Below are 25,001 nucleotides of genomic sequence, written 5' to 3'. Positions count from 1 at the left end.
ATGAGACGCTATAAAAACATATTTTCTAACGGACATAACCGGTTATCTGGTCGTGTCCTTTTATTGGTGGTGACATCTTCACTGTCGTTAACACTAGCGGCTTGTAGCCCTTCTAATACTAGTGCGTCTGATTCAGAGACAGTAGCACCGCAAGAAGCTTCTACTGCTACGCAAACGGTACAAAAGGCTGAAGTTGCACCGATTACGACCCCCGCAAGCACCCAGCCGGCGTTACTCAAAAACGTCTCCGCAACGGTCTATAAAGATCCAAACTGTGGCTGTTGTAAAGAGTGGATAGGCCATGCAGAAGATAATGGTCTAAGCGCAACCACGCAGCATCCTGAAGATCTGTCTTTATTTAAAGATCGTTATGGCGTACCACAGCAAATGCGCTCTTGTCATACCACAGTCACGACCGATGGTTATGTCTTTGAAGGTCATGTTCCTGCAAAATATATGGCACAGTTCTTAGAAAATCCACCTATACAAGCGATTGGGCTTGCCGTACCTGGTATGCCAGTTGGTAGTCCGGGTATGGAGTATCAAGGCAAATTTATGCCTTATCAAGTTATGCAGATTAATAACGACGGCACCACAGAAGTTTATGCTGATATCGAGTCCGTCCAGCAGCAACTATAGCTTTAGTTTTGATTTGATTTGAATAGAGTTTGAGTTCACGTATTAATGATTTATTAGAGTACTAGTGAAATATCAGACACATAAGCTTAACCACCATTTCATAGATTAAGTTAGGTCATCATTATGAATAAAAAAAATATACTGAATCGCAGGCGTTTCTTAGCCGGATCATCCGCAGTATTGGGCGCGACTATGTTGCCTACGATTGCCAGTGGTGCATTGGGTAAATCAGGCGGTCAGAACGCTACAGTCAATACCGATCAAAAATCGAATGAAGTACCTGTGTTAACCGGCAATGAGTTTGACTTAACCGTCAGTAAACAGCCCGTTATCGTCAATGGCAAAAAGAGCATGGCGACCCTCATCAACGACTCACTGCCAGCACCAACGTTAAAGATGCGTGAGGGCGATACAATCGTGATACGTGTCCATAACCGTATGGATGAGCCAACTTCTATTCATTGGCATGGACTATTAGTACCGTTTGAGATGGATGGTGTCCCTAACATTAGTTTTGATGGCATTCCTGCAAACAGCACCTTTACTTATACATTTAAATTAAAACAATCTGGCACCTATTGGTATCACTCTCATACTGGATTTCAAGAACAAACGGGTATGCGTGGCGCCATTGTCATAGAGCCTAAAGGACGGGAACGCCACCCTATAGCGGAAGACCATGTCATTTTACTGAGTGATTGGACGCACCGTGATCCACATAATTTGCTGAAATTGCTAAAACAGCGAGCAGACTTCGATAACTATCATCTGCCGGACTTTAAAAAGCTACTTTCAGACATTGCTAAGACGGATATAAAAACTGCTTTTGATGAGCGTAAAATGTGGAATAAGATGCGCATGATGCCCACTGATTTCACTGACTTATCGGGCGAGAATACCTTTACCTACCTTATGAATGGTAAAACAACAGCAGCCAACTGGGCACAGATTGTTAAAGCGGGACAGCCGGTTAAACTACGCTTTATTAATGGCTCAGCGCAAACCATATTTGATGTGCGAATACCCGGTCTCAAAATGAAAGTAGTTGCAACGGATGGTAATGATGTTGCTCCCGTTGATATTGATGATTTTCGCATTGGTGTTGCCGAGACTTATGATGTCATCGTCACCCCAACCAAAGACGCTCATACCATATTCGCACAGAATATAGACCGTTCAGGCTATGTCTCTGCTAGGCTTGCCACTTCCGAAAATGCTCGTTCTGAAACGCCTGCTATGGATGAGATTGAATGGCTAACGATGGCAGATATGATGGGGGCAATGGGCACAAATGGCTATGATGCCCGTCATGCCAAAACAGAATACGATTTCAAGAGCGATATGCGCGTAGATAGCCCGCGTATTAACCTTGATGATCCGGGCATAAACCTGCGAAAAATCAATAGAGACGTACTAACCTATAGTCAATTGCGTTCTGTCGATGAGGCAGTATTCGCTGAGCAACGTAAACCGACTAGAGAGATTGAGATACATCTCACCGGTAATATGGAGCGTTACATTTGGGCGTTAGACGGGGTCATGTTTAAGGATGCCGCTCCTGTTAATATCAAGCCAGGTGAGCGAGTGCGCGTCACCTTAGTCAATGACACTATGATGAATCACCCCATGCATTTGCATGGTATGTGGAGTGACTTGCGCATGCCTTCAGGTGAGTTTCAGGTACGCAAGCACACCATTGTGGTGCAACCCGCACAAAAGATAAGCTTTGATGTCACAGGAGAGGCTGGCAGATGGGCATGGCACTGTCATCTGCTGTATCACATGGAAGCCGGTATGTTTAGAGAAGTTGCCGTTGTTTAAGTCAGTCTTTGATATGTGAGAAATAAGATGAGAATACGTAAAATAGGTCTACAATTCATTGGGGTATCATCATTAGTATTACTAGCGTCATCATTTGCTAATGCCGCTGACCCATCCGTAGTTATGAAAGACGTGGACATGTCAGGCATGGATATGTCAGGCATGGACATGTCGGGCATGGATCACAGCAGTATGGATATGTCAGAGATGGACATGTCGGGTATGGATCATAGCAGCATGGATATGTCAGAGATGGATATGTCTGGTATGCAAGGTGGCGAGGCCCCACCAGATGCTCGAAGTCCTGATTACTCAAACGGTGTCCCCTACGGGCGTTATGGTAAACCTATGATGATGGGTAGCTTACCACTATGGGGCGTTTCAGTATCTGATTTAGGCTATCAGTTTGATGACGATCAGATTAATTATGAGACAGAAGCTTGGTATGGTACAGATGGTAGTCGTCTTTTTTTACGTAGTGAAGGCAATATCCAAACCAAAGAGGATAAAGAGATCGACAGCCTGACATCACTGTCTTATTGGAAGCCGCTAAGCATTTTTTGGAATGGTCAAGCCGGTGTTGCTTATGATACCAAAAATGATAAACCCGCCATCATGGCGGGCATTGTGGGTACCATGCCTTACTTTATAGAAACGGATGCTAGAGCATATTTATATACTGACGGTCAAATTAGGCTTGATCTTGGAGCAGAATACGAATGGCGTTTAAATCAGCATTGGGTAGTCATACCAGAGGTGGGTCTGACTGCATTTAGTAAAGATGATATTGACGACCATATTAGCAAGGGCTTTAATGATTTAGATACTGAAGTTAGACTCACTTACGAAACCTTAAATCGCCAACTGGCTCCTTATGTTGGCTTGAGTTATGAGACGGCTCTCGGAGACGCTCGTGATCAACGGCGTCAAGCAAGTGAATCTGTCGATAGCAGTAGTTTGACAGCGGGTATGAAATTCTGGTTTTAACATTATCAAACTTAAAGGTGGCATATTATGAATACTTCTAATCAAAGTAATATGAATCATCAAAAGCAGATGAATCCTTATCTAAAGTTCACCTTGATGATTGTAACGTCTACTGTCGTGATGTTCATCATGATGTATTTTAATACCTATCAATGGGATCATGTTTATTTTAGTGAGACCAGAGCCTATATGGCGCTATATATGGGCGCAGGCATGGCTATAATTATGCTGGCCTTTATGACTAACATGTATAAAAAAACCAAGATTAATCTACTGGTTTATGGGGTAAGTGTGGTGCTGTTTGCCGTCGGACTTTGGGGTGTCAGGTCACAAGCGACCGTCGATCAGGTCGATTGGATGCAAGCCATGATACCGCATCATTCGATTGCTATTTTAACCAGTGAGCGTGCTGATATTGAAGACCCACGGGTACAAGAATTAGCCGATGGCATTATAGAAGCACAAAAGCGTGAAATTGGCGAGATGCAGCAACTGATTGATGAGCTAAAATAATGAGTTAGATTACACGATTATAAGGTTTGTAGAGGTGCTCTAAATACAAAAATTACTTGTCTATCAAGTGGCACGCCTACCCATACAGGTCTTTTTATTAAAAGCTATTTTTCACCGCAGATTTAAAATCTCATTAATGAAAAAAGCGATAGAAGGCTGAATAAGCATGGAGCAAAACAGAGATACTCGCTATCAGAAAGATAGCTTGACATTATCAGGGACAGTTATGCTCGGTACCGGTGTCATGATTGGCGCCGGTATTTTTGCGCTGACTGGACAGATGGCTCAGATGACAGGTTCACTTTTCCCCTTGGCTTTTTTGGCTGCTGCAATCGTTGTTTCTTTCAGTGCCTATTCCTATATTAAAATCTCTAATGCTTACCCGTCAGCTGGTGGTGTTGCGATGTACCTGCATCAGGCATACGGAGATCGTTTGCCAACGGGATTTAATGCACTCTTAATGTATTTTTCCATGGTTATTGCGCAGAGCTTTTTGGCTCGGACGTTTGGATCATACACTATGCAGCTGTTCGGCGGCGATGACAGTGGCCGTATGGTGTCTGTCCTTGGCGCAGCGCTTATTCTTGCTGCATTCCTGATTAACCTACTCAGTAATCGTTGGATCCAAGGGGTCGCATCGTTTATCGGTATTCTAAAAATTGTTGGTATTCTCGTCTTTGGGTTGGTAGGTGTATGGCTGGCCGATAGTCTTGCGATTGATTCTTCCACATTGGGAGACACGAGTACTGTCGGTAACTTTCTTGGCGCAACGGCGCTAGGTATACTGGCATTTAAGGGCTTTACCACGATAGCCAATAGTGGCTCAGAGGTAAAAGATCCACATCGTAATGTTGGCCGGGCTATCGTTATTTCGATTGCAATCTGCGTAGTGATTTATACACTTGTGGGTTTCGCTGTAGCAAGCAATCTATCTCTTGCCGAAATTATTGAAACTCAGGATTACTCTCTGGCTGCCGCTGCACGCCCAGCGCTCGGCGACTATGGTCTGTGGTTCACGGTGGCAATCGCGATGATAGCTACTGCGGGTGGACTCCTTGCCAGTATCTTTGCAGTCTCTCGTATGCTTGCCATGTTAACTGAAATGAAGCTGGTACCCCATCGCCATTTTGGAATGCCGGGAAGCATCCAGAAGCACACGCTCGTTTACACCGTAGTGCTGGGATTGGCTTTCACGACATTGTTTGATCTGTCACGGATTGCAGCGCTTGGGATTGTTTTTTATCTAATCATGGATACTGCCATTCATTGGGGCGTTCTGCGATACCTTCGTCAAGACATAAAAGCGGTAATATGGGTACCGGCAGTGGCAATACTTCTTGACCTCTTGGTTCTTGGCGGCTTTGTATGGATCAAGCTGAATTCAGATCCATTTGTAATTGGTGTGGCAATTGTCACCATTGTAATGATTGCTGCAGCTGAGCTGATTTACCTCAAGTCGTCAGCGAGGAGAAAGGCTATCGAAAAAGATGCATTGGCACACCACCATTAATACTAATACTATTACTCAGGGAAAATACTATGATGAACGGTATGATGAATGGAACAATGATGCAGGGCATGGGCTGGGGAATGATGATTATCTGCTTGTTTTTTGCGCTACTATTTCTTGCTGTGATCATATGGGTAGTTATGGCGCTTCTCAAATATCTGCGCAAACCAGATTAAACATGATACTAAATAACTAAATTTGGCAATAGAAAAACGGTGTTCGAGTACCAGTTGTGCAGAGTCTAAACCTCTACTCACCGTCTTCAAGGAGTGATTTCATGCAGTATGATACGCACAAAGAAAACAGGGAAAGTAAGCCATGAATGAATCATTTAATCATGCAGGAGCATGGGGTCTCGCACTAATTGTTATTGTTTTGATTTCCTGGTTCTTCTATCGTTATTTTGCTCCGAACAACTGGCGTGAATGGGCTGGAGCTGGTGTCGTTCAGGCTTTTATTATCGCGCTGTACGCAGAAATGTATGGCTTTCCACTCACCATTTATTTGTTAGTTCGTTTTTTTGGGCTGGACAGCGAGTATGTTAGTGCCAGTTTATGGTCAACCCTTGTTGGTCTAGGTGAGACGGGCATGATGATCTCAATGCTATTTGGCTATGCTATTGCATTTTTAGGAGTGGGTCTTTTTGCTCAAGGTTGGCGCCAAGTCCATAAAGCACGAGGCGAAAATAGCCTAATGACTGAAGGGCTTTATGCCTACGTGCGACATCCCCAGTACACTGGGCTGTTTATTGCGCTGTTTGGGGAAGGTGTCGTGCATTGGCCAACGCTATTCTCAATCGTCCTATTTCCAGTGATTATACTAGTGTATACATGGCTAGCTCGTCGTGAGGAACAGCATATGCTCGAAACATTTGGCGAAGACTACCTTGCCTATAAACGGCGAGTGCCGATGTTCATTCCTCGATGGGGACGTTGGCGTCAGCTTGCTGTCGCCTCACAAGTCAAAAAGTAATGTTAGCTTAGCGTAAAGCGTTAACTCACATAAATATTTAGAGTTCAAGCGGATAATTAAACTATCGGTGAGCTTGCATAGAGTATGTTTTGCACAGCTATTAAGGAGTGTCAAGATGAACGAATTAAAGTCAACAGTGAATGTGCTCAGAATTGCTCCAGTGGGTAATAGCCTGTCTTTGTTTCTGCTCATAAGCTATCTTTTGTGCATAGGTTTTGGTTTACTTGCACCCGAACAGATAAGTATGCATGAAGCTTGGGCACCGTTGCTACCGGGTTTTGAATGGTTGACATGGTCAGGGTTTCTAATCGGGCTTGTCGAATCCTATCTTTATGGGTGGTATTTTGCGATTGTGTTTGTGCCGTTGTATCGCTGGTTTGCCAAAGCATGATAAGTGCATTGTGGTCGTGGTCGTTTAACTTTGGTCGCAGGTAAGTCAGTTATACTTAGAATAAGGAACGATGTATTAGTCTTGTAGAGTATTAAAATTGGCAACTAATCCTAAGCTATCATTATAATAAATAACGGGAATATAATCATGAAACACGATACGACCAATAATACTTCGGAGAACGAAGACCATGATTGCTGCGACGATACAGTGAATACGGTCGCAGAACCTAATAAGAATACCACTTACGATAAAGTGCCGATTAACTACAGTGGTACGGTTTATACCTGTCCTATGCATCCTGAAGTCAGAGACGTTGAAGATAGTGGCTGTCCGATATGTGGCATGTCACTCAAACCTGAAAACTCTAATGATGAGACCACTGATAAAGACACAAAAGAGGATCATACAAGCTGCCATGGTGATAACGATAGCGCTTCAAATACAGAGGCAAAGTCTGTAAGCGGTGGCAAGTACGACAAAGTACCAGACGGTTATAGCGGAACCGTTTATATCTGTCCCATGCATCCCGAGGTCAGAGATATTGAAGACAGCCGCTGTCCTCTATGTAATATGTTCCTCAAACCCGAAGAGTCGGTTGCCGAGATGGCTGAAACAGAAGACAGTAATGCAAACTGCCATAGTCATAACCACAGTACGTCGAATACAGAGTTAAAATCGGTAAAAGGTGGCAAGTACGACAAAGTACCAGACGGTTATAGCGGAACCGTTTATATCTGTCCTATGCATCCTGAAGTCAGAGATGTTGAAGGTAGTCGCTGCCCCCTATGTAATATGTTCCTCAAACCTGAAGAGTCGGTTGCCGAGATGGCTGAAACAGAAGACAGTCATGCAAGCTGCCATAGCAATAACCACAGCACGTCGAATACAGAGTTAAAATCGGTAAAAGGCGGTAAGTACGATAAGGTACCCGCTGGTTATAGCGGAACCGTTTACACCTGCCCAATGCATCCAGAAGTCAGAGATGTGGAGAATAGTGGTTGCCCAATATGCGGCATGGCACTTGAATCAGAAATGGCCACTGCTGGTGAGGAAGACACTTCAGAGCTCGATGATATGACGCGGCGTTTTTGGATTTGTACTGTGCTAACCATACCGCTGTTTTTGTACGCCATGAGCGACATGGTAGGTATAAATTTAGACAGCCTTATTCAGGGCGATACCTCTGGGCAGATTGCACAATGGATTCAGCTAGCGCTTGCAACCCCAGTTGTGCTTTGGGGCGCAGCGCCTTTCTTTGTCCGTGGATGGCAATCCATAAAAAGTCGAAACTTGAACATGTTTACCTTGATTGCGGTAGGCGTAGGTACGGCTTTTGGTTTCAGTCTGGTAGCCACCTTTCTTCCTAACATTTTTCCAGACAGCTTCAGAGGCGCTACTGGCCAAGTCGGGGTTTACTATGAAGCAGCAGCGGTTATTACGACGCTAGTGCTATTGGGTCAGGTTTTAGAGCTGAAAGCCAGAAGTCAGACCTCTGGCGCGATTCGTGCCCTACTCGAACTAGCCCCGCCAACGGCAAGGCGTGTAGATAAGAACGGTGTCGAAACAGAAGTGTCACTTGACGAAGTAATCAGTGGCGATAGACTGCGAGTTAAACCCGGAGAAAAACTCCCTGTAGATGGCACGGTACTTGAGGGTAATAGCAACATCGATGAATCGATGGTAACTGGTGAACCACTGCCTGTTTCAAAAATAGCAGGCGATACGGTCACCGGCGGCACAGTGAACGGTACGGGAACACTGTTGGTTGAAGCGGTCGACGTCGGTGATGATACAGTATTGTCCAAGATCGTCAAGATGGTTGCCGAAGCCCAACGTAGCCGTGCGCCCATACAGAAACTCGTTGATAAAGTAGCGGGCTGGTTCGTGCCAATTGTCCTTATTTGCTCAGTCATCACTTTTATCGTTTGGGCGGTATTCGGACCTGCGCCAGCGATGGCTTTTGCATTGGTCAATGCTATCGCGGTTTTAATTATCGCTTGCCCCTGTGCGCTGGGACTGGCCACGCCGATGTCAATCATGGTTGGCACGGGTAAAGGTGCGCAGAACGGTGTGCTTATCAAAAACGCTGAAGCATTAGAGAGTATGGAAAAAGTCGATACTATCGTTGTCGACAAAACAGGCACCTTGACCGCAGGTAAGCCAGAACTCACCGCAATCGAAGCGCTTGGCGGCTTAGATGAGAATGAACTGCTTATCCTCGTTGCAGCGGTAGAGACTGCCAGCGAGCATCCTTTAGCAGAAGCTATCGTCAATGCTGCAAAGGCAAAATCTCTCGATATGGTCAAAGCAAGCGATTTTAGCTCAACCACAGGTGAAGGCGCGCAGGCACTGGTTAATGGCAAGCAAGTCGCGGTAGGCAACTCAAAATTCATGAAGCGCCTTGATAGTTTTGACAGTGCGCTTTCGGAACGCGCTGACAAACGCAGAAAAGATGGCGAAACCGTGATGTTTGTCGCCGTAGATGGGCAAGCCGCTGGTCTAATTTCAGTCGCTGATCCCATCAAGCCGAGTACCAGCGAAGCAATATCACTACTGCACAAGGCTGGACTGCGGGTGGTTATGCTGACAGGTGACAACGAAATAACCGCTAGAGCAGTTGCTAGCAAACTTAATATTGACGACGTGCACGCAGATGTCTCCCCTGAGGACAAGAACCGTATTATCAAAGAGCTACAAAGCAGCGGCAAAGTCGTAGCTATGGCGGGTGATGGTATCAATGATGCGCCCGCCCTTGCACAGGCTGATGTCGGTATTGCAATGGGTACTGGCACGGATGTGGCCATGGAGAGTGCAAGTATCACCCTAGTAAAAGGTGATCTGATGGGAATCGTCAGAGCGCATAAACTGAGCCATTCAACCATGCGCAACATTAGGCAAAATCTGTTCTTTGCATTCTTCTATAATGCGCTTGGTATACCGCTTGCGGCAGGCGTGCTCTATCCATTCTTTGGGCTGTTGCTCAGTCCAATGATAGCGGCCGCTGCTATGAGTCTCTCTTCGGTATCGGTTATTGGGAATGCGCTGCGATTGCGTCGTTTGAAGCTTTAATTTTAGCGCTATAAAAGTATTTTTATAGCGCTGTTATAAATACTGGTCTCATTAATCAAAACCTCAAAATATAAGGATAATGTTATGGGCAGTTTTTCGATTACACATTGGCTGATTTTATTGGTGGTAGTGGTGGTCGTATTTGGCACCGCTAAGCTCAAAAATGCGGGTAAGGACTTAGGCGGCGCGGTGAAAGGTTTTAAAGAAGCGGTCAAAGATGAAGAAACCGAGCACGCTCGCAAGAATCGTGTGCTTGACTATGAAAATAGTACTTCAGATACCGATTTAAATACACAGGCTGGTACTCAGGTTGATGATATAGAAATCGACCCTGTCACAACTGATGATAAGCGCAAAGTATAAAGCGTGCCGCATATAGATGGCGACACTCAATAGCATATTAATAAATATATTTGACAGTTATGTTTGATATCGGGTTTTCCGAGTTACTCTTGTTTGGCGTCATTGCCTTGATCGTATTGGGCCCGGAGAAACTGCCGCAGGCTGCGCGTACGGCTGGACAATGGTATGCCAAAATACGTCGCATGGTCTCCACTCTACAGTCTGAAATAGAGGCTGAGCTTGATCTGGCTGAGACCCGCCAACAAATGCAAAATGAGCTTGCAAAAATCCGTCAGACTGAGACGGATATGAAGCGTGAAATAGCAGAAATGCGCGGTAGTATGCAAAAATTTGAAGAGTCACAGAATCAAAGCGTAGACGCTTCACATCAGCCGAATACCTCCTCCTCGCTAACTAAACAGGAGGCAGATAAATGAGTCTATTTAAACAGCAAAAAATCCAACAAGAAAAGATAGCTGATACAGAGCTTAATACGACGACAAACACTGCTCATAGTGACGAATCTAGTAATACGTTAGATACTCTTGGCGACCTGCCCATCACTGAACATTTAATCGAGCTGCGTACGCATCTAATCAAAATATGCGTAGCCGTTTTAATTATATTCTTGGCATTGGCAGGTTTTTCACGTGAGCTCTATAACTTCTTATCAGACCCATTGGTGGCGCAGTTACCTGTCAATTCAACCATGATTGCCACCGACATAACGTCAAACTTTATGGCACCCATTCGCTTAGCGGTCTTTGTCGCTGCCTTTTTAGCAATGCCTTATATTTTGTATCAAATTTGGTCGTTTGTGGCGGCTGGCTTATATAAGAAAGAGAAAAAAATTGCTATTCCAGTACTGCTATCTTCTATTTTTCTATTTTATGCGGGTATTGCTTTTGCCTACTTTGTCGTACTCAAAGGCGTATTAAAATTTTTTATCATGTTTGCTCCGCAAAACGTCATACCAATGACCGATATTGACAGCTATCTAAACTTTGCCCTAAAGTTATTTATGGTATTTGGACTGACTTTTGAAATTCCAGTGGTCACCTTACTACTAATAATGATTGGAATCGTTTCTACTCAGAGCTTAGAAGATAAGCGTCGTTATATCATTGTCGGCTGTTTTGTAGTCGCAGCGGTAGTCACACCGCCTGATGGCGTATCAATGCTGTTGCTGGCAATTCCTATGTGGCTATTGTTTGAGCTGGGTTTATTCTTAGCAAAAATAGTAATCAAAGAGGAAAGAAGTACCCTTCTAGACTCAGGAAGTGAAACTTCAGAAAGTAACTAGCATCACCTTAAACATGCAAAATATCTCTTTTATTTTTTACTGTTTACTAGGGTATGTCAGCGTGAGTACTCTACTTAGCGACGGGATTTAAATGGAACACCTAACCAGCAACAACGAAAAAACGAATGACGGTCTCGCAAATAGACTTAATCAAGAGTGCTATTGCATTACTCTCAATCGTAAAGCGCTCAATACAAGCCTTCAAGATCAATTAGCGGAAACTGAAAATGAGCCAATAGAAGCAGACGAGCTTAATAATATTTTTTCAGCAACACCAGTGTTTGTTCCCAAAACAGAGATAGCGATGATGGAACGAATCGTCGAAGCAATCGAATTGGCTGCCGAACTGTCGTCGTATCAAGAGCAAGTGCTATCGTGGGCACCAGAAATCGCTGCTTTCGATCCGGGTCCAATAGGGGCTCTCATGGGCTATGACTTTCACTTGGGTAGCGATGGCCCCCAGCTCATCGAGGTCAATACCAATGCCGGCGGCGCGTTCCTGAACGTGCTGCTCGCCCGCGCGCAAAAACGCTGTTGTAACCCTTCCGAACAAAGCGCTGCAACCAATCAGATGCTGGATAGTTTTGAGGAAGCGGTGCTTGATATGTTCAAACAGGAATGGCAACGACAGTCCGCTGTTGCTATGCCCAACCGAATAGCCATCGTGGATAATGACCCTAAGAATCAGTTCATGTTTTTGGAGTTCCAGTTAGCACGTCAACTGCTCCAAGCTAGGGGTATTGATACCGTGATACTCGATCCTTCTGAGCTCGAATATGTTGATGGTACGCTAACAGCCCATGGCCAGAAAATCGATATGATTTATAATCGGCTGGTCGACTTCGCATTTGAAGAACCTGACCATGTACTGCTTAAGCGTGCGTATCTGGAAGGCGCTGTGGTGGTGACACCCAATCCCCGCGTACATGCTATTTTGGCTAACAAGCAAAACCTGACTTTGCTATCCGATCCGCAGACGCTACGCGCTTGGGGACTGAATGAGGCTGCAGCAGGGCGTCTTGAAAGGTCTGTACCAAAGACTCAGATGGTTTCAAAAGACGACGCAGCAGAGTTGTGGCGTACTCGGCGACAGCTATTCTTTAAGCCAGTTGCTGGCTATGGAAGCAAAGGCGTCTACCGCGGCAGCAAGCTCACTCGACGCGTTTTTGAAAACATTCTGGATGAGGATTATATTGCACAGACCTTTGTTCCTGCAACAGAGCGATCACTGAGAATTGACGACACTGTGACAACAAGGAAGGTAGACATACGTCTTTATACGTATGGTGGACAACTGCTGTTACCTGCTGCGCGTGTTTATCAGGGTCAGACGACCAACTTCCGTACGCCAGGAGGTGGATTTGCGCCAGTTTTCCAAGTGTGATTGTAGGCGAGATTAATGCCATGCTCATTCAATCAGTTCGCTAAATGTTCTGATGTCCATAACGGTTTACACTCTGGATGAAAGAAAACTGCTGTCTCTCTTCTATTGCTTGGAGACCTGCCAACCCAGAAACATCCATTTGACGACATAGATCAATACCATCGGAACGACCACCCACTGAGCGAGCGGCAACGTACCTATGCCCAGAAACGGAATCTCAGGCATAAGATTACTATAATTCCACCTCTGTCCAGCTCCAGTTGCCCAGTACTCAAAGATTATTGTCATAATCAGGCCGACGCTAAGGTATACCGATAAAGTCGGCAAACGCCATGGCTGTGTAATCCAGAACCAATCTTTTACAAACAGTGCCACTAGCGCGTAGGCGCCAAGAGCAATATTGACATCACCGACGGTCGCGCGCGTACAAAGCCAGACCACATCCCAGTGGCTCGCTTCGGCCATGCCGGAGAAAAACGGTACCTATGCCATCTCCCAAAAAAAATGGAGAAAGAAACTGACGCTCCATACCATCAAGGTAAGCACAGCTGACGGCACTGCTCGGCGCGATTGGCTGACAAGAGTCATAATTCCTCCACAAACATCTATAACAATAAAGACAATTCCATGTTTGTCCAAGCGTCGTTATCAGACCGAGGCACCGTTTGCTGGCGTCTCCCAACGGCAGAGTAGCCTGCTACTTGCTGCGCGTATTTATCAGAGTCAGATGACTAATTTCCGTATATTAGGGGTGGTTTCGCGCTAGTGTTTCAGGTGTAATTATATGCTTTTGCTTGTATGCTACTCTTAGCACACTTTCTAAAACACCCTCTTAAATCGGAAAAGCGATGATTCAAACTGTTACCCATTATTTTCTACATTTTGGTATGCCGTTGATTATCGCCTACACGTTTTTTCGTAATGACTATAAACGAGTATATTTGATCTTACTCGCAACCATGCTAGTAGATTTAGATCATCTGCTAGCAACGCCTATTTTTTCGCCCAATCGCTGTAGTATTAATTTTCATCCGTTACATACTTATTATGCGATGGCAGTGTATGCGGGCATGTTGTTTTTACCGAAGCCCTATAAGGTAATTGGTTTGGGATTATTACTGCATATGTTGACTGATTTAAATGACTGCGTAATGACTTACCTTGATTGCCCACAGTGTTTGAGTGAGGCTGCTGCTCGTGAGCTGGTAGCGTGGTTGGGTAGCAATATTCGGAGTTAAAGAGTAGGTGCTGACACTAAAAATTTCGTATATGAGTGCAGCTTTAGAAAATGGGAAGTGAGGCATATTAAGCATAATGGAAGACCAGTAGCCACCGGTATAGCGTAGCAATTGCAACACTTAGGTCTGAATGACTACGTAAATATAAGTTCGAGAGAGTTTATAAGAAGAAAGCGCGGACAGCGTTGGTCAGTATTTTTTGAAACTGAACAAAATATATTGCAATGTACCATCAGCTGTACGACTATTTCTCCCAGCCACATACTATATCTATAGTATATAAATGCTCTATCACCTTCGAAGACAGATTAACAAATGGGTTTCCATTAAGATTAATCCATTCTAAATTAGTGAGCTGTGTAAGATTGTCAGGTAAATCTTCAAGCTGACAGTCAGTAAGGTTAACCTTAGTTAGGTTGGTAAGCTGACTAATACTTTCAGGCAAATATCTCAGCTCACAATTAATAAGATTAAGTTCAATTAGGTTGGTCAGTTTCCCAATACTATCCGGTAACTCTCTGAGGTCACAGTGGATAAGATCAAGCCTAGTAAGATTAGTGAGTTCTCCGATACTATCAGGTAGCTCTTTAAGCTTACAATGGCTAATAAAAAGCTCAGTTAGGTTACTGAGTTGTCCAATGCTATTCGGTAATTCTTTCAGCTCACAATGATTAATATAAAGCTTATTTAAGTTAATAAGCTGACCAATGCTATCTGGCAAATATTTAAGTTCACAGTGAATAAGATCGAGCTGAGTAAGATTAGCGAGTTGACCCATGCTATCCGGCAGATGTTTGAGCTCACAATAGCTAATAAAGAGCTTAACAAGTTTGTGGAGTTGACCAATACTGTTAGGCAGCTCTCTAAGCTTACAATGCACAAGATCAAGTATTGTAAGGCTGCTGAGTTGCCCAAGGTTGTGGGGTAAGTATCTAAGCTGACAGCGACTAATAAAAAGCTTATTGAGGTTGGTAAGTTGACCGATACTGTCAGGCAGTTCTTTAAGTTGACTTTCATCAATAAAGAGTTCAGTAAGGTGACTGAGTTGTCCGATACTATCAGGTAATGCTATAAGGTTAGAATGGCTAATAGAAAGTTTGGTCAGATTAGTGAGTTGGCCTATATTCTGCGATAAATGACTCGAATGGATACCACTAATATTTATTTCTACAAGATTGGCAAGATAAGTGAGTTCATCAGGTATATAGTCCATTCTATAGACATCTCTAGAGTGCTGTTCGTCTAGATCAGGCTCTAAAATTTCTAGCTTGGTTATGGCTAGTAATACTTCTTTATTACGAGGGACTTCAGAGTCCAGCAACTCAAATTTATCTGCCCATTCCCATATTTTCTCAATCCAACTGTCATCAATAGCTAGCACTTCACCCGAAGCACTTGCTTTAGCAACTTCTTGATAGTTCTTGTTATTATCTCGAGTCATAATCTTACTACCTTGGTAGAAAATAATCTATTTCTTATATTTTAGTACAATATAAAATTAAACCCTTATAAACCAATGACACACTTAAAATTATAGACACAAAAAAACCTCAAGTAAATGAATACTTGAGGCGAAACTTGCTTAAACTCGAAAGTCTAAATTCGTTTTAAATATGGCGCAGCGGACGGGACTCGAACCCGCGACCCCCGGCGTGACAGGCCGGTATTCTAACCAACTGAACTACCGCTGCTTAGGTCGTTTTTAGCGTCTTTTTCCACTTCGCTAAAAGAGTGGTGGGTGATGACGGGTTCGAACCGCCGACATTCTGCGTGTAAGGCAGACGCTCTACCAACTGAGCTAATCACCCTGAGAAGCGTTAAAAAATTGTACTGCAATTTTAGCTTCGCAAGAGAAATCTTTTAAATAAGATTTCTTAAAGCGTGTAAAAAAGCACTGCTTTTCTAGCTTCGCAAGAGAAAATTCTTTAAATAGAATTTTCTAGAGCTTCATCAACCAAAGGAGTCATTCTCTAGCCAATAATCCAAATCTCTTAAAGAGAATTTCTAACAACGTAGAACTAATTAAAGCCCCTTGCTGTGGGTGTGTATTATATACATTTACACCTGCCTGTCAAATATTTTCTGGTCTTTTATAGCTTATTTTAAGGCTATTTGCTATTAATTCTGACAAGCAGTTGTTTTTACTGACTTTATATTTTTATATTAAATGCATAACCTGACTAACTTATTACTTATTATGAGCTAGTGCTTGTTCAATATCAGCCTTAATTGCATCGGGCTTAGTCGTTGGCGCATAGCGATCGAGGACTTGCCCATCACTACCAATTAGAAATTTAGTAAAGTTCCATTTAATACCATCTGTTAACATCCCACCTTTTTGTTCTTTTAGCCAGTCAAAGATTGGATGGGCATCAGCACCATTGACATCTACTTTAGACATCATTGGGAAAGTCACACCATAATTCTTTTGACAAAACGCGCCAATCTCATCGTTGCTACCAGGATCTTGGCTACCGAACTGGTTACAAGGGAAGCCAATGACCACTAGACCTTGATCTTTGTATTGTTGATATAGTGCTTCTAAACCTTCAAACTGCGGCGTAAAACCACATTTACTGGCGGTGTTAACGATCAGCAATACCTGATCTTGATAGTCAGTAAACGCTTGTGACGTGCCGTCCATACGCTCGGCACTAAAATCGTAGATAGTACTCATCAGATATCCTTAAGATAATGAATTATGTTGGCGACTTATTTAAATGGGTTTGACAGACACCAGCAGCTAATAGAATAAATGTGATTAACTACCCTACTAGCTGTCGATTATCATTTTCTGATTATTTCTTTTCTTTATCTAAATCAATAGATACTGAATTGATGCAATAGCGCATACCAGTAGTCTCACGAGGCCCATCAGGGAATACGTGGCCTAAATGTGCGCCACAGTTACTACATGTCACTTCCGTACGGCTCATGCCCAATGAATTATCGACGTGCTCATCAATAGCACTGTTATCAATACCTTGATCGAAGCTCGGCCAACCGCAACTGGCATCAAACTTGCTAGCTGAGTCAAATAAATTAGCGCCGCAGCCTTTACAGCGATAGACACCTTTATCTTCAGTATCGTTATAAACACCAGTAAATGGACGTTCCGTACCTTTCTCACGCATCACATGATATTCATCGGCGCTCAGACGTTGTTTCCAATCAGCATCTGTTAATTGGGCAATTTCTTCTTTATTAAGTTGGCTGTCTTGCATGATTTATCCTTATTTGGTTATTTATTATCTGATCTGCTATGACGGTTTTATCACTACCAGTTTACGATTTCATCGTTAATAATTTACGATAGCGATGCCCTTTATCTGTTGGTCATAAGCCAATAGTCAAGAGCCACTACCGGTATTTACTAATAGCGTTGTACCGCATGATAGATAAGTAAGATATAGCAACTGTCCCTATCTATGCAATGAATAGACGCTGATTTTTACCAAACCTACACGTGGTGAAACAAGATGTGTTTAATAGCTAAATAGCCTTTGAAGACAACCTATAAGTTAATATTAAAGCTAATTAGAAGAACCTTATAGCACTATATTGAATGCAAGAATAACTTGCAAAATAGATGTCAAAAAATACTTGCATTTGACCACCTAATGCAATAATATCTTGCATTAGGTGGTGAATATAGTCTGCTTATTCGGTACTTAGCTATTAAGAATAGACTTATTAAATAAAAGGCTTAGATAATTATGGATAATGATCAGAGCAAACAGAAACAAGCGGAACGTCTAGTACAGCTGCGCCGCGATAAAGGACTGACCGCTGAGCAATTAGCACAAGCGATGACAGAAGCCGGTGCAAAAGTCAGCCGTGGTGCTATCTCTAATTGGGAACGTGGCACTAATGGTATCGTCTCATCAAAGCTACCGACCCTAGCGCGCCTCTTAGGCTGTACCGAAGGCTATTTATTACGCGGCGACCACCATACTGATATCAACCTCAATAGCAGTATCAATATTGATACTGATCTGAACACCAATAGCAATTCGACAAGTAAAAATGCCACTGGCGCGTTGCTAACAGACACACAACCTAATAGCCCAGTAACAGTAACTGATGACCGTGCAAACTCACAAAATAATACTATGGATGGTAAAACTATGAGTTCATTGAAAAAATCCGACAAATTAAAAAACGTGTGCTATGACATTCGTGGTCCCTTATTACAAACTGCTAATAAAATGGAAGCAGAAGGTCAGCGTATCTTGAAGCTCAATATCGGCAACCCAGCACCTTTTGGTTTTGAGGCGCCGCACGAGATCTTACGTGACGTGGCCATGAACTTGCCTGAAGCCATTGGTTATTCAGACTCACAAGGTATTTTTGCAGCGCGTAAAGCGGTATTACAATATTATCAATCAAAAGGCTTACTGTCTGCGGTAGATGTGCGGGATGTCTATTTAGGCAACGGGGTCTCTGAGCTAATTGTCATGACCATGCAAGCATTGATGAATGATGGTGATGAGATATTAATTCCCATGCCAGACTATCCATTATGGACAGCAGCGACCAACCTTGCAGGTGGGACAGCGGTACATTATCGCTGTAATGAAGAGGACAATTGGCACCCTGATATTGAAGATATCAAATCCAAAATTACCAGTAAAACCAAGGGTATCGTGGTCATTAACCCTAATAATCCCACAGGCGCACTGTACTCAGACGATATTCTTCAGCAAATCATAGAAGTTGCTATACAGCATGATTTGATTATTATGGCTGATGAGATTTATGATCGCGTACTTTATGATAATGCAGTGCACACACCCATGAGCACCTTAACTGACGATGTACTCGTCCTATCATATAATGGTCTATCAAAGTCGCATCGTATCGCTGGATTTCGTGCTGGCTGGATGATGGTATCAGGCAAAAAACATCATGCTACAGACTTTATTGAAGGCTTAGATATGCTTGCCTCCATGCGCCTATGCTCTAACGTACCGGGACAATATGCAATCCAAACGGCAATGGGCGGCTATCAAAGTATGCGAGATCTGACCTCAGAGAAAGGCCGTCTGTATAAGCAGCGTGAGTTGGCTATCTCTCGTCTTAATGCGATTAAGGGGATTTCTTGTACCATGCCCCAAGGTGCGTTTTATTGTTTCCCAAAAATGGATCCAGCCGTTTATCCTATCAAAGATGACATGCAATTTATGATGGATCTGTTGCTTGAAGAAAAAGTCTTAATGGTCCAAGGTACCGGCTTTAACTGGGATGCACCCGATCATTTCCGCGTGGTATTCCTACCTAATTTACATGATTTGGAAGATGCGATGGATCACTTAGATCGCTTCTTTGCGAAGAAACGCCAGCAATTTGGTACCGATTAAACCTTAAACCCAAACACAAAAAAGCGCTTATCGGCATCATGCTGATAAGCGCTTTTTCATGCTATTTGCTAATATGGATTACTTTATCGTTGAAAGTCGAATCGAGGCACTTTTAACGATTCAAACAATTATTTAAAAAATTTGTTTTAATATTACATAGCTAAGCGCTGATAGTGTGGCGGCAACAGGCAAGGTGATTATCCATGCCAGCCCAATAGGCTTCATCAATGCCCAATTGGTATCTTTATTAACGATACCAATACCGAGTACCGCCCCTACTAAGGTATGGGTACTTGATACGGGTAGACCCATAGTCGATGCGCCCATTACCACGGCAGCTGCTGCCAACTCGGCTGAAAAACCAGACGCTGGGTGCATCTTTGCCAAGTTAGTACCAACCGTCTGAATGACTTCTTTACCAATGAACCAAAGACCGACGATAAGCGCTACGCCAAAGGTCAACATTACTGCTGGAGGTACAGCGGCCTGTGAAGCTATTTCGTTATTACGAATCACATCCATAATGGCGGCAAAAGGACCAACCGCATTGGCAATGTCGTTCGAGCCATGGCTGAACGCAAATGCTGATGCCGTAAATACCTGCATCCAGCTAAACATAATAAAGGTGGCTTTGGTGAGATCTTCTTTATGCTTACCGCGGATACTTTTGGTATAGATAAAAGTAGCAAGCCAAACCAACGCCCCTACCATGCCCATAAATAAGAAGCCATGCAAGGTAGTAAGATTGCTATTGACGTTTTTGAGTCCTTTAAAGACCACTAACGAGGTCATAACAACCCCGCCCATAGCGGCAATAATAGGTACCCATTTTTTTAGTGCCTTTAAAGTATCGAGGCCAGTACGCTCTCGATCAATCGTATAGAGATTTTGATAATAGTCAGTTTCAAGATCCTCAAGTGTACAATCTTCATCTTTATAGATGTCTTGATCGCGTAGCATCGCTGAGGTATATGACAGCTGTTCTGACTCTGACAGCTTATCGAAGAACTCTTTGTGACTTTCTTTTAGTGCTTTCTTATCTGTTTTTAGCTCAGCAATATGTGCTTCGGTCTTATCATTATAATCAATAATATTTTTCTTGATTTGTCCATAGAGCAAATATGCTAATAATCCCCCTAACAGGGGCGATAATACCCATGACATGGCAATTTGACCAATGGTCGCCCAATTGACCGTCGAAAATGCCATGGCGCTGCCGCCTAAATCATAGCCAAGGACAATAGAGCTACCTATCACACCGCCAATGATGGCGTGAGTCGTAGACACCGGCAAACCTTTACGAGTAGCAAACAATAGCCAAAATGCCGCCGCAATCAAAGCGGAGAGCATCACATAAATAAATTGATTGGGCGAGACGGATAAACCGTCCAAATCAACGATACCTTTGCGAATGGTATCAGTAACTTCACCGCCAGCCAATACTGCCCCTGATACTTCAAATATCGCCGCCACACCCAGTGCTTGCGGGATGGTCAAAGTACCGGCACCTACTGAGGTACCAAACGAATTGGCGACATCATTACCACCAATATTAAATGCCATAAAGATACCAAAAGCGGTAGCAATAACAAATAATAAGGTCTGCTGATGCATGGTGTAGTCAAGTCCCCACCATAAAAAATAGCCGGTCATCCCAATCAGTAGAATGGCAAAAAATAGATTGATTCTCATAGTGCCCACTTGTTTGGTCGGCTCTGTAGAACTGCTGCTAATACCCATAAATTGATACGCCCTGCGTAAGCTGATTGAAGATACTTGCGATTGATAACGTTGCTGCTACTCACGCGATGTCAACCAACTGACATCAAAGCAGCATGCGCGCAACGTGGTTATTCGAATTACTATGTTGAGTTACTGTTTTAAAACATAGGTTGAAAGCGTCTTAAACGTCCATTTACACTCATTGTAAGAGTATTGCGTATATAAACGTACTATAAAAATCACGTCCTTCAATATAAACATACCATTAAGCCGCAAGTGATAATGCCAAATCATTAGATTAGAGCATCTTGCGGCTTAAATATTTGATCATGATAGATTGGATCATAATGATGTCAGTTGTGATGCCTAAAATCTCGGGTTCACCAAGATAAATAATGAATTTTTTACATCATCTTCTTATCTAGTAGTGGCTATCACGCGCCTATTATATTAAATAAACGTGTACGATGCATGATGATACTGCAAGATTTGTAACTGTAGATGTATTACCCAGATATCTTGTTAATACCATAGAGCCGGTCAGAATAAATAAAGGAATAGCGCCTCTACTTATTACCCGCCCTATTATGAGTATTCATAGTGAATTGTCAAAGAAAATTGTATATATTAGCTTATAAAAACATAAATTAGCTGATAAAAATAGCATAGTCACTCTAAAACTTTATAAATATAAGAAAGTCGAGCACAGACTAAATTTAGCTTATCAAAACAGCGACAGCGAACGAGACTGATAATGTAGTGACTTTATAGAGCCACAATAATTATAGAAGGCACAGCAATTTTATAGCGGGCAGACTATATTTATAAGCGTTCTTTTAGTTGCGTAATAGCATGATCCAAAACATCCAAACGCGCACGGCGCTTGTCATTGGTCGCAACCACGCACCAAGGTGCTGCTTCCGTATCAGTACGTGCCAGCATGTCAGCCGCCGCTTGTACATAATCTGTCCATTTATCACGGTTGCGCCAGTCATCATCGGTTAATTTAAACTGCTTGTGCGGGGTTTCACTCCGATCCTCAAAGCGCTTTAGTTGCTCTGATTTATCGATGGCCAACCAATATTTAATGACGATAGTCCCAGCTGCTACCAAGTCCTCCTCAAAGCGATTAATCTCGTCATAAGCGCGCTGCCATTCAAGAGCATCTGCCAACTGCTCAATGCGCTCAACCAATACTCTGCCATACCAAGTTCGATCAAAAATAGCGGTGCGGCTCATACGATCGGTTTGCTCATTAGGGAGTTGGGTCCAAAATCGCCATAAATACGGATGATGGAGCTCATACAGCATCGGTGCGCCGATATTGTAAATCTGATATTCGCGTGGATCGAGGGGTGCTACTAGCCTTTTGATTGCTCCTCCCTTCCCAGCAGCATCCATTCCTTCAAAAGCAAAGACTATATGACGACCATCGCGCGCACGTAACAGTTCAGCAAGCTTCGCTTGTTTGGCTGCCAGCTGATCATGATAGTCAGACTTATCTAAGTCAGGATCTTTGATATCTGTTAATTGCTTAGGAATCTTTACGGGTTCAAAAGCGACTGGACTAGACGCTAAGTACTCATTATTTAAATGTTTATGATTGGCACTTGTATCTTTATCGGCTGCCGATAATATAGTCGTAGTAGGCGCTCTACTACTTACTAGCGCCTCTTGCATCGCCTGTAGTACTTCGTGACAAAAACTGAGCGTCGCTTGTGCTTTATCGCCCCCATCAATAATAACCCAGTCGCCTTGTTGCCGAAGCAAAGTTGCGGCAACCTGGTTAAATGCGGCTAAAACGTCATCATCGCTCCAGTCAATCTGATATAAAAACTGTGGATCTGCTGCTTCGTCATTTAAACGTGCCCGCAAGGTATCGTCGTCCACATGAAACCAGCATTTTAGCAGCTTGGTTTGATTGGCTGCTAAATCGTGCTCAAAGGCTTGCAGCTCAATAAGTTGCTGTTGCAAATAGTCTTGCCACTTAGCAATGGGTAAGGGTTTAGCTGAGACCTTATCTTTAGAAGATTTGCTTTTTGAAGACTTGCCTTTCGACCCTTTATCCTCAGAGCTCTTGTTCTCATCGCTAGAAGTCATCTCTGCCGCGATACGCATGACGTTATAGAGCAAGTCAGCATACCAGTTGCCAAAATAAACCATCACATCACCATGACGCGGCATGGCCTTAGTATGTGCTTGCCAGATAGGCTGATGGGCCAGCGGTGGATAACCAATCGTTGCCTCGACCTTTAGTAATCGCGGATCGACCCACTGCCGTAATTGTTTGACTGCCGTTCCCTTGCCTGCTTGCTCCATCCCATTAACCAGCACCAGTAGCCCTGTTGGCTTATTGGCAGTCGGCGGCGCCTGTTGCCGTGTTGCTTTCAGCGCATATTGAGCAGTGACTAGAGCCAATCTAAGTGCATCCTTATCCATCGAAAACGGACTGAGTGGATTGGGCGTTAAACGTTGATGAACCACTTGCTCACTGAATTGATCACTCACCGTTTGCAGTGATGGCTGTTCTGTAGAATTATTATTTTTGGACATACTCAATCCCAGTATATTGTGATTAGCGGTTATCTTGTTATTAATACATTAATATTAACAACGATGATAGTATTTGTTATAGCAAAAACATCAAAACCTTGTCATCAAATTGGTAACGCTTCAACTACTAACCTCCATTAACATAGCAGTCACTACCCTAGCCCATTAATAACCTTGCTATGTAACAGTTTGACCTTTGTATTCTGTCTTATTTTCTTTTAAGGTGACCTACTATAGTGCTATGCTTTACATTGATGCTCATTAGCAGTTTTTTGCGGTAGTATTATGAGCTTTAGAACTGCCGCTCTTTTACGACCCCCATTTTAAAATTACCTTGCTCAACAACCCATATTGACTTACAGAGGATTGCCTGCCATGTCTGCTTTATCCGAGCTACAAAACCATTTGAAACGTTTTTGGTCGCTACCGTATCACCAAGATGCTGAGCTTAGTGCTAGGCTCAGTGAGGTACAAACATGGCAACGGGCTCGCATTCAACGTACCCACAGTGAGGTGTTTGAACAACCAAAAAATCAACTGATGGCCGATTACTTTCTCACTCAATTATATGGCGGTGATGAGTTTAAGCTATTAGCTGAACAGTTGGCACGTATTCTTCCTAAAGCCAAGAAACTTGAGCGTCTTGCTAAGGAGTCTGCATTAGAAACCGGTAGCATGGCTATTCAGGCGGCTATTCTAGCGATTGAGTTAGATTTGCATTTAGCTGAGTGGTTAATGGCGCAAGATTTACCCGTTAATGAGGACACTATGCTTGCCGCTTATCGCGCGGTCAATGAGGATGACGAACGCCGAGCACAAATTGGTAATCTAAAAGAGGTTTGCTATCGCACTGATAAGTATATTAACTCTTTCTTTTTGCAAAAGGCCTTTGCTCTTGCTAAAGGTACTGCGTATCGACATAACTATCAACCGCTGTATGACTTTATTGATTCAGGCTTTATTGCCATGCGTCCGCTTGATAGCGTCAGTGGTTTTATTGATCCGTTTTGCGCGCTTGAGCTGATGATTATTGATCAAGTACATGCATCGGATAATGACGGCAAAACAGAAGTGTTTGGTGTATCATAGCGTAATAAATAGTGTCATAAATGACCTAACAAATACCATAACAAACCAATTAAGTGTTCATTGATATTAGCGCTTAATTGGTTGCTTTACTGAATGAATAAAAAG

At 43.2% G+C, this 25,001-nt stretch carries 23 protein-coding genes and 2 tRNA genes; 17 read left to right on the top strand and 8 right to left on the bottom strand.

What is annotated here, in order from left to right:
• From AAEY88_RS06800 to AAEY88_RS06740, 13 genes are all read left to right on the top strand, one after another.
• Positions 1–639: a DUF411 domain-containing protein gene (locus tag AAEY88_RS06800; protein WP_350560761.1), complete on the top strand. Its 639-nt coding sequence runs from the start codon at positions 1–3 to the stop codon at positions 637–639.
• Positions 640–762: 123 nt separating this feature from the next.
• Positions 763–2,460 (top strand): copper resistance system multicopper oxidase, encoded by a 1,698-nt coding sequence (locus AAEY88_RS06795; RefSeq protein ID WP_350560759.1) that lies wholly within the window; start codon positions 763–765, stop codon positions 2,458–2,460.
• Between the two features lie 27 nt (positions 2,461–2,487).
• Positions 2,488–3,447, top strand: a complete 960-nt coding sequence (locus tag AAEY88_RS06790) for a copper resistance protein B (RefSeq protein ID WP_350560757.1) — start codon at positions 2,488–2,490, stop codon at positions 3,445–3,447.
• Between the two features lie 27 nt (positions 3,448–3,474).
• Positions 3,475–3,960 carry a DUF305 domain-containing protein gene (locus tag AAEY88_RS06785; protein ID WP_350560755.1) on the top strand — a complete coding sequence of 162 codons (486 nt, stop codon included), beginning with the start codon at positions 3,475–3,477 and terminating at the stop codon, positions 3,958–3,960.
• A gap of 166 nt (positions 3,961–4,126) precedes the next feature.
• On the top strand, positions 4,127–5,470 hold the full coding sequence (locus AAEY88_RS06780) for an APC family permease (RefSeq protein ID WP_350560753.1): 1,344 nt from the start codon (positions 4,127–4,129) through the stop codon (positions 5,468–5,470).
• Between the two features lie 29 nt (positions 5,471–5,499).
• Positions 5,500–5,646, top strand: coding sequence for a hypothetical protein (locus AAEY88_RS06775; RefSeq protein WP_350560751.1), 147 nt, complete (start codon positions 5,500–5,502; stop codon positions 5,644–5,646).
• A gap of 142 nt (positions 5,647–5,788) precedes the next feature.
• The gene (locus AAEY88_RS06770) at positions 5,789–6,442 is read left to right on the top strand and encodes an isoprenylcysteine carboxylmethyltransferase family protein (protein ID WP_350560749.1); all 654 of its coding nucleotides are present in this window, start codon (positions 5,789–5,791) and stop codon (positions 6,440–6,442) included.
• Between the two features lie 115 nt (positions 6,443–6,557).
• A complete protein-coding gene (locus AAEY88_RS06765) occupies positions 6,558–6,833 on the top strand; it encodes a DUF5676 family membrane protein (protein WP_350560747.1) in 276 nt (91 codons plus the stop codon).
• A gap of 147 nt (positions 6,834–6,980) precedes the next feature.
• Positions 6,981–9,905 carry a copper-translocating P-type ATPase gene (locus tag AAEY88_RS06760; RefSeq protein ID WP_350560745.1) on the top strand — a complete coding sequence of 975 codons (2,925 nt, stop codon included), beginning with the start codon at positions 6,981–6,983 and terminating at the stop codon, positions 9,903–9,905.
• Positions 9,906–9,989: 84 nt separating this feature from the next.
• A complete protein-coding gene (tatA, locus tag AAEY88_RS06755) occupies positions 9,990–10,268 on the top strand; it encodes a Sec-independent protein translocase subunit TatA (protein ID WP_350560743.1) in 279 nt (92 codons plus the stop codon).
• Positions 10,269–10,327: 59 nt separating this feature from the next.
• Entirely contained in the window at positions 10,328–10,684 is a 357-nt protein-coding gene (tatB, locus tag AAEY88_RS06750) for a Sec-independent protein translocase protein TatB (RefSeq protein WP_350560741.1), read from the top strand.
• A complete protein-coding gene (gene tatC / locus AAEY88_RS06745) occupies positions 10,681–11,550 on the top strand; it encodes a twin-arginine translocase subunit TatC (protein ID WP_350560739.1) in 870 nt (289 codons plus the stop codon). The genes tatB and tatC overlap by 4 nt, the downstream gene beginning before the upstream one ends.
• Before the next feature lie 91 nt (positions 11,551–11,641).
• Complete coding sequence (locus AAEY88_RS06740; protein WP_350560737.1) at positions 11,642–12,934, top strand: hypothetical protein; 1,293 nt, start codon at positions 11,642–11,644, stop codon at positions 12,932–12,934.
• Positions 12,935–13,036: 102 nt separating this feature from the next.
• Here AAEY88_RS06740 and AAEY88_RS06735 read toward each other — a convergent pair whose 3' ends face one another.
• The gene (locus tag AAEY88_RS06735; RefSeq protein ID WP_350560735.1) at positions 13,037–13,399 is read right to left on the bottom strand and encodes a hypothetical protein; all 363 of its coding nucleotides are present in this window, start codon (positions 13,397–13,399) and stop codon (positions 13,037–13,039) included.
• A gap of 166 nt (positions 13,400–13,565) precedes the next feature.
• Here AAEY88_RS06735 and AAEY88_RS06730 point away from each other — a divergent pair, with 166 nt between their 5' ends.
• Both AAEY88_RS06730 and AAEY88_RS06725 read left to right on the top strand, forming a co-directional pair.
• The gene (locus AAEY88_RS06730) at positions 13,566–13,700 is read left to right on the top strand and encodes a hypothetical protein (protein WP_350560733.1); all 135 of its coding nucleotides are present in this window, start codon (positions 13,566–13,568) and stop codon (positions 13,698–13,700) included.
• An 82-nt stretch (positions 13,701–13,782) separates the two neighbouring features.
• The gene (locus AAEY88_RS06725; RefSeq protein ID WP_350560731.1) at positions 13,783–14,172 is read left to right on the top strand and encodes a DUF6122 family protein; all 390 of its coding nucleotides are present in this window, start codon (positions 13,783–13,785) and stop codon (positions 14,170–14,172) included.
• A gap of 244 nt (positions 14,173–14,416) precedes the next feature.
• Here the strand turns inward: AAEY88_RS06725 and AAEY88_RS06720 are convergent, their stop codons facing one another.
• The 5 genes from AAEY88_RS06720 to msrB form a co-directional block, all read right to left on the bottom strand.
• Positions 14,417–15,613, bottom strand: a complete 1,197-nt coding sequence (locus AAEY88_RS06720) for a leucine-rich repeat domain-containing protein (RefSeq protein WP_350560729.1) — start codon at positions 15,611–15,613, stop codon at positions 14,417–14,419.
• A 173-nt stretch (positions 15,614–15,786) separates the two neighbouring features.
• Positions 15,787–15,863: transfer RNA gene (locus AAEY88_RS06715), tRNA-Asp, on the bottom strand.
• A 41-nt stretch (positions 15,864–15,904) separates the two neighbouring features.
• Positions 15,905–15,980, bottom strand: a tRNA-Val gene (locus tag AAEY88_RS06710).
• 380 nt (positions 15,981–16,360) lie between these two features.
• Positions 16,361–16,849 carry a glutathione peroxidase gene (locus AAEY88_RS06705; protein ID WP_350560727.1) on the bottom strand — a complete coding sequence of 163 codons (489 nt, stop codon included), beginning with the start codon at positions 16,847–16,849 and terminating at the stop codon, positions 16,361–16,363.
• Between the two features lie 121 nt (positions 16,850–16,970).
• The gene (msrB, locus tag AAEY88_RS06700; RefSeq protein ID WP_350560725.1) at positions 16,971–17,396 is read right to left on the bottom strand and encodes a peptide-methionine (R)-S-oxide reductase MsrB; all 426 of its coding nucleotides are present in this window, start codon (positions 17,394–17,396) and stop codon (positions 16,971–16,973) included.
• A gap of 492 nt (positions 17,397–17,888) precedes the next feature.
• Between msrB and AAEY88_RS06695 the strand changes: the two genes are divergently transcribed.
• Positions 17,889–19,532, top strand: coding sequence for an aminotransferase class I/II-fold pyridoxal phosphate-dependent enzyme (locus AAEY88_RS06695; RefSeq protein WP_350560723.1), 1,644 nt, complete (start codon positions 17,889–17,891; stop codon positions 19,530–19,532).
• A 132-nt stretch (positions 19,533–19,664) separates the two neighbouring features.
• On the opposite strand, the gene AAEY88_RS06690 is transcribed toward AAEY88_RS06695, so the two are convergent.
• Positions 19,665–21,272: an inorganic phosphate transporter gene (locus tag AAEY88_RS06690; RefSeq protein WP_350560721.1), complete on the bottom strand. Its 1,608-nt coding sequence runs from the start codon at positions 21,270–21,272 to the stop codon at positions 19,665–19,667.
• An 804-nt stretch (positions 21,273–22,076) separates the two neighbouring features.
• Positions 22,077–23,807, bottom strand: a complete 1,731-nt coding sequence (locus tag AAEY88_RS06685) for an ATPase (RefSeq protein ID WP_350560719.1) — start codon at positions 23,805–23,807, stop codon at positions 22,077–22,079.
• Between the two features lie 375 nt (positions 23,808–24,182).
• Here AAEY88_RS06685 and AAEY88_RS06680 point away from each other — a divergent pair, with 375 nt between their 5' ends.
• The gene (locus AAEY88_RS06680) at positions 24,183–24,896 is read left to right on the top strand and encodes an FFLEELY motif protein (RefSeq protein WP_350560717.1); all 714 of its coding nucleotides are present in this window, start codon (positions 24,183–24,185) and stop codon (positions 24,894–24,896) included.
• The last annotated feature ends 105 nt before the right edge of the window (positions 24,897–25,001 follow it).

The organism is Psychrobacter sp. CAL346-MNA-CIBAN-0220 (assembly GCF_040309805.1).
Taxonomy (GTDB): Bacteria; Pseudomonadota; Gammaproteobacteria; order Pseudomonadales; family Moraxellaceae; genus Psychrobacter.
Note: the sequence above shows the minus strand (reverse complement) of the source record. Positions and strands in the feature narration are given on the sequence as shown.